The organism is Flavobacterium sp. (genome assembly GCF_043760115.1).
Classification (GTDB): Bacteria; Bacteroidota; Bacteroidia; order Flavobacteriales; family Flavobacteriaceae; genus Flavobacterium.
Genome location: NZ_JAYUPK010000077.1, coordinates 45,780 through 51,779, shown reverse-complemented (window position 1 = coordinate 51,779; position 6,000 = coordinate 45,780). Strand labels below are relative to the sequence as shown.

The 6,000-nt window shown below is 29.4% G+C and carries 3 protein-coding genes and 1 pseudogene; 2 read left to right on the top strand and 2 right to left on the bottom strand.

Annotation, left to right across the window (positions count from 1 at the left end; translation table 11 throughout):
• Window positions 1-259 (top strand): annotated as a pseudogene (locus ACH2BC_RS06660) (alpha/beta hydrolase); the annotation flags it as partial.
• Between the two features lie 75 nt (window positions 260-334).
• Window positions 335-1,258: a prolipoprotein diacylglyceryl transferase gene (lgt, locus tag ACH2BC_RS06655; RefSeq protein ID WP_395053207.1), complete on the top strand. Its 924-nt coding sequence runs from the start codon at window positions 335-337 to the stop codon at window positions 1,256-1,258.
• 364 nt (window positions 1,259-1,622) lie between these two features.
• Here the strand turns inward: lgt and secDF are convergent, their stop codons facing one another.
• A complete protein-coding gene (gene secDF / locus ACH2BC_RS06650) occupies window positions 1,623-4,652 on the bottom strand; it encodes a protein translocase subunit SecDF (protein ID WP_395053206.1) in 3,030 nt (1,009 codons plus the stop codon).
• A 222-nt stretch (window positions 4,653-4,874) separates the two neighbouring features.
• On the bottom strand, window positions 4,875-5,858 hold the full coding sequence (locus tag ACH2BC_RS06645; protein WP_395053208.1) for a patatin-like phospholipase family protein: 984 nt from the start codon (window positions 5,856-5,858) through the stop codon (window positions 4,875-4,877).
• Window positions 5,859-6,000 lie beyond the last annotated feature (142 nt).

The window sequence follows — 6,000 nt, the reverse complement described above, 5'->3', positions numbered from 1 at the left end:
TGTATTTATTGGTTGTTATCAAGATACTGATATTGAAAATTATCCAGAGATAAATTTTTGTGGAAACATTTTAAGCATTTATGAAAAATCTGATTTTTATGGAGTTTCGGCAATGCAAAGAAAAATTACTTCAAAGTTAAAAATAAATCAATTTAAAGAAATAGAACTCAATACAAATCTTAAACACGGATTTTTATTTAAACCATTAAATGAATGGATTGAACCAAGCAGAATGTGGGCAAAACGAAATTATAAATAGAATAACAAAATTTTTAGATTTTATAGTTTTTAAAAAACTAAATTTGACTTTTTAAATTTTAAAATAATACAACAAATGATTTGGAATCCATCAGAAGGAATGCATTTAGGACCAATAACAATAAGATACTACAGCTTAATGTTTGTAGTAGCATTTGGATTAGGTTGGTACATAATGAAAAAAATATTTCAAAAAGAAAACGAATCAATTGATAAACTAGATACACTTTTTGTTTGGTCTGTACTTGCTACATTAGTTGGAGCGAGACTTGGGCACGTATTTTTTTATGATTGGCCTTATTTTAGAAACAACCTTGGTGAGATTTTATTGCCTGTAAAATTTGAACCAGAATTTCATTTTACAGGTTTTACAGGATTGGCGAGTCATGGCGCAGCAATATCAATGATAATTGTAATGTATTTTTACAGTAAAAAAGTCATCAATAAACCATTACTTTGGGTATTAGACCGAGTTGTTATTCCTGTTGCAAGTGGAGCAATATTTGTTAGACTAGGTAACTTTTTTAATTCAGAAATTGTTGGTGTTGAAACAACCAATACAACTTATGGAGTTAAATTTATTAGAGATTATTTTACTCCACAAGATGCTGTGAAAAGAACACAAATTGTAGACTCTGACAAAGCTTATGAAGCAATTGCAAGCAATTCTAAATTTATAGATTTATTAAATGAAGTTCCGATGAAACATCCTGCACAATTGTATGAAGCTTTTTGCTATGTTTTTGTATTTTTTATTCTTTTATTTCTTTATTGGAAAACAAAAGCTGCAGAAAAACAAGGGTTAATTTTTGGAGTTTTCTTAATTTTACTTTGGTCTGTTAGATTTGTAGTAGAATATGTAAAAGGTAAGCAAGGCGGAATTGAAGAAATACAAGGATTAACTGTATTATCTACAGGACAATGGTTGAGTATTCCGTTTGTAATTGCTGGTATTTACTTTGTTTTTAGAGCAAAAAGAAATGAAATTACTTTAAATTAAAATCATTTTAAACTTATATTTTTAAAAGAGTGCTAAATTTTAGTGCTCTTTTTTTTATTATACAAATTGAGTGTTAATCTATAAAAAAATTATTGGCTGTACTGATTTCGTAAAAATAACTAGATTAAGATAGAGAATAAAAATTCAATACATAACTTATTTAACCCTGACTGAAATGGCATCTTCCGATTTTTCATCGGAAATAGAATGCAAGGCAGGAAAATGGTTGATAAATAAAGACCAAGCCATTTGTTACTAAATAATTTCACAAAATACTTTTAATTTTTTAAAGTACTCTATTAAATTTAATCAAAAAAAAACTACCTTATTTCTAAGGTAGTTTCTATATATTGTTTGCTTAAAATTAAGCTGCTTCTGTATGACGCTTTTCAATTTCTGCAACGTCTTTTTTACTCATTGAGTCAACTAAAACTGGTGTTGCAATAAATAATGAAGAATAAGTTCCAATTACAATACCAATTAACATGGCAAATATAAATCCTCTAATTGATTCACCACCAAAGATAAACATTGTTAATAACACTAATATCATCATTAATGAAGTGTTTATTGTTCTTGACAAAGTTGTGTTAATTGATGCATTTACAACATCTTTAAAAGTACCTTTTCTTTTTCCTGCAACAAATTCTCTAATTCTATCAAATACAATTACTGTATCATTCATAGAATATCCAATTACGGTTAAGATTGCGGCAATAAAGTGTTGATCCATTTCCATGTGGAAAGGCATAAATTTATAACATAAAGAATAAATACCTAATACGAAAATAACATCATGCGCAACTGCAGCAATTGCACCAAGAGAATATTGATATTTTCTAAATGAAATCATTAAGTACAAGAAAATAACTGCCATTGCACCAAGAACTGCCCAATACGAATTGGTTTTTATATCCTCAGATATTGAAGCACCAACTTTAGATGATTGTAAAACTCCTAATTCTTTACCATCGTAAGAATTTGTAAATTTATTATAATCTGTGTTAGTAAAATATTTAGACAATGTTTTATGTAAAATTACATTAACTTCTTTATCAACTTCTGATCCTTCTTTTTCAATTTTATATTTAGTTGTAATTTTTAACTGATTGTTATCGCCAAATACTTTTGCTTCAACTGGAGTTCCAAAAGCTGCAGATAATTCTTCAGAAACTTGAGTAGATTCTACTGGTTTTTCAAATCTAATTTGAAAAGTTCTTCCTCCAACAAAATCAACACCTTGATCTAAACCATTAGTAAAAAATGAGATGAAACTTACTATAATTACTGTACTTGATATTGCATAAGTCCATTTTTTTGCTCCTAAGAAATCAAAATGGAAACCTGTAAACCAATTTTTAGTAATCGATGTTGAAAATGTTAACTCTTTACCATTAGTAACGTCTCTATCAATAAAAATTCTTGCAATAAAGATTGATGTAAATAATGATGTAAAAATACCAATTAATAAAGTTAAAGCAAAACCTTGAATTGGTCCTGTTCCAAATATAAATAATATTGCTCCAGTTAAAACGTGAGTAACGTTGGCATCAATAATAGAACGCATTGCACCTTTCCAACCGTAAGCAGATTTTACAGCTTCTCCAAGAGATTTTCCTTCTCTAAGTTCTTCTTTGGCACGTTCGTAAATAATAATATTTGCATCAACCGCTGTTCCTAAAGTTAGCACGATTCCAGCAATTCCAGGTAATGTTAATACGAATCCGAAACTCGCCATAACACCAAATAATAAAAGTAAGTTAACTAATAATGCAGCATTTGCATACCAACCAGCTTTTCCATAATAGAAAACCATCCATAAACATACTAGTAAAAGTCCAACTAAAGAAGATATTAAACCAGCTTTAATTGATTTTTCTCCTAGTGATGGTCCAACAACTTCCGATTGTATTATTTCTGCAGCAGCAGGAAGTTTTCCAGCTCTTAAAACGTTGGCTAAATCTTGTGTTTCTAAAATATCAAATGTTCCAGAAATAATAGAACTTCCACCAGCAATGGCTTCATTTACAGTTGGAGCAGAATATACAACATTATCAAGTGCAATTGCAATACAGCTTTTTTGTGCAGCAGCTTTAGCAGTCATTTGTTCCCAAGCTCTTGCGCCTTGACCATTCATTTGCATTGAAACCGATGGTTTACCAAATTGATCAAAAGAATCTCTAGCATCAGAAATAACGCCACCACTTATTGGTGCTTTATTGTCTTTATTTCCTTTTAAAGCATATAATTCAAAAGTCGTAGTAGACTTTTTAGTTTTTTCGTCAACAGTTTCTGTTTCTTTTCCCCAAGCAAATTTTACAAATCGTTTGTCTGCTGGAATTAAAGCAACAATATCTTTTCTTTTTAAATAAGAACTAATTGCAGCAGTATCTTTTTCAGCAACAATTCCTAAGATTGGTCCACCACCACCAGAAACAAATTTTTCTAATAAAGGTCCAAGTGCTTTTTCTCCTTCTTTTACAGAATCTTTAGATTTATCTGTAATTAAATTACTTAATGTATCAGTAGGTACAACTGGAGTAACAACTTTTACATTTTTTTCTGTTAATTTTAAAGCATTATTTGCAGCTTCAAGAAAACCACCAATTTCTTCAATTTTATAAGTTTCCCAAAACTCTAATTGAGCTCTACTTGAAACTAATTTTTTAATTCTATCTTCGTCTTTTGCACCAGGAAGTTCAATTAAAATTCTTCCGGTTTGCCCAAGTTTAGCAATGTTTGGTTGCGTAACTCCAAATTTGTCAATACGTTTTCTTAATACTCCAAAAACAGATTCTACAGATTCGTCAACTTTTTTTCTGATAACTTTTTTAGTTTCACTATCAGTCATTTTAAAGTTAATTTCGTCAGATAAATTTTTATTTGCAAAAATATCTGGCGAAGCTAATTTAGTATTTGTACCTGCAGCTACAGATTCAAATGATCTAAAAAATGCATCTAAATAAGGTTCGTTACCTTCTCTAATTCCGGCAGTTTGATCTAAAGCTTTAACAAAAACAGGATTTTTAGACTCATTTGCCAATCCTTTAAGAATATCTTTAACAGAAATTTGAAGAATTACATTAATTCCACCTTCTAAATCTAAACCTTTATTAATTTGTTTTTTACTAACTTCATCATAGTTGAAACTTGTAAAACCCATATCGTAAACTTCAACTTTTTTAACTGAGTCAAGGTATTTTACTTCTAAAGAATTTCCATCAGGCAATTTATCTTTAGCGATACCTTTAGATTTTAATTCGCTAAGTTTTGCTGTAGCAAATGCTTTAGCATCGTTTTTCACTCCATTGGCAACAAAAGTGAAAGAAAGTTGGTAAATACTTACCAGTGCAAATAGAATTGCGAAAAATTTAATAAGTCCTTTATTCTGCATTATTACTAAAAATTAATTAATTTTTGTTTGGTTTGGATTTTAAAAAATGTGAACTAATTGATAAACAATTGAGTTTCAATGCATATACAATATATTAATGAAGCACACATTTTTTGAAACGTGCAAATATATAATTAACCGAAAGATTAACAAATTATTTACACATTAATATCAAAAAAAATGAGTGTAAAGTTGCACTTTTTGGCATTATACCAATTTATCTTACTTATTCTTAATTAATTTCTTTGCAATAGTAACTAAATGTTCTTTGTTTTCATTGACAAATGAAAATCCGGCTTGAAGTAGTTCAAAAATATTTTCTGGAGAAGTATCGTCCATTTCTGGAGAGGCATTTTGTAAATTGGGCATCAATCTGTGGTAATTTTTATGATTTCTTGCGCTTAAAGTTTCAAACATTTTTCGTAAATGATAATCTACCGTTTCTACATTTGACGAAAGTAGCATATCTATTAAAGGAGTTATCCATTTTAGTTTTCCTGCGTTTTCTAGGTATTCAAATTGGTATTCTTTTAAAACTGTTCCTGTACCAACAGAAATGATAATCATATCTTTAATGGATGGTTTGTCTGGTTTTTCAAGATCGTTTAAAATTCTAGAAAACTGTATTTTTCGCGCTTCGGCGTAGGCACACAAAGTTGGATTATTGGCGTAAACTCCACCATCAATTAACGTAAATTCTTGACCGTAAAGCGATTTTATTTGCGCAGGTTCAAAATAAGTTGGTGCTGCCGATGTTGCTCTACAAACATCTTTTACGTAAAAATTTTCTAATGATTCATTGGCATCATGACTTGTAAAAAACTTTGCTCTACGCTGAACAATGTCGTAAGATGTTATTAGTGATGGTTTTATGAAATCTTTAAGTTCTAGATTTCCAAATACTTCAAACAATTGTTGTTCTAAATTATCTTCTGATATTTTTTCGTTAAAAAGTCCGAAAGGATTGATTATTTTTTCCCAAAACGGAACATCAAATATATCATCGCCTCGTTTTGCATATAAATCTAATGCTTCTTGAACAGAGAATTTTGCTTTGTTGGCATTGTCTGGAAATAATAAAATTGCTGCTAGAATTCCGCCTGTGCTACTTCCGGCAATTAAATCGAAATAATCGCCCAATTTAGCATTTGGATTATCTAATTGTTGAAGTTGTTCTTCTATGTATTTAAGGATTACACATGAAATTATTCCTCTAATTCATCCTCCATCTAAACTTAATATTCTTATTTTTTTTGCCATATATTTTCTTGACACGAATTTCATTAATAATTTTCACACGAATTTATCTCATTAGTAATTATTTATTATTGTATTCGATGATTTTCAA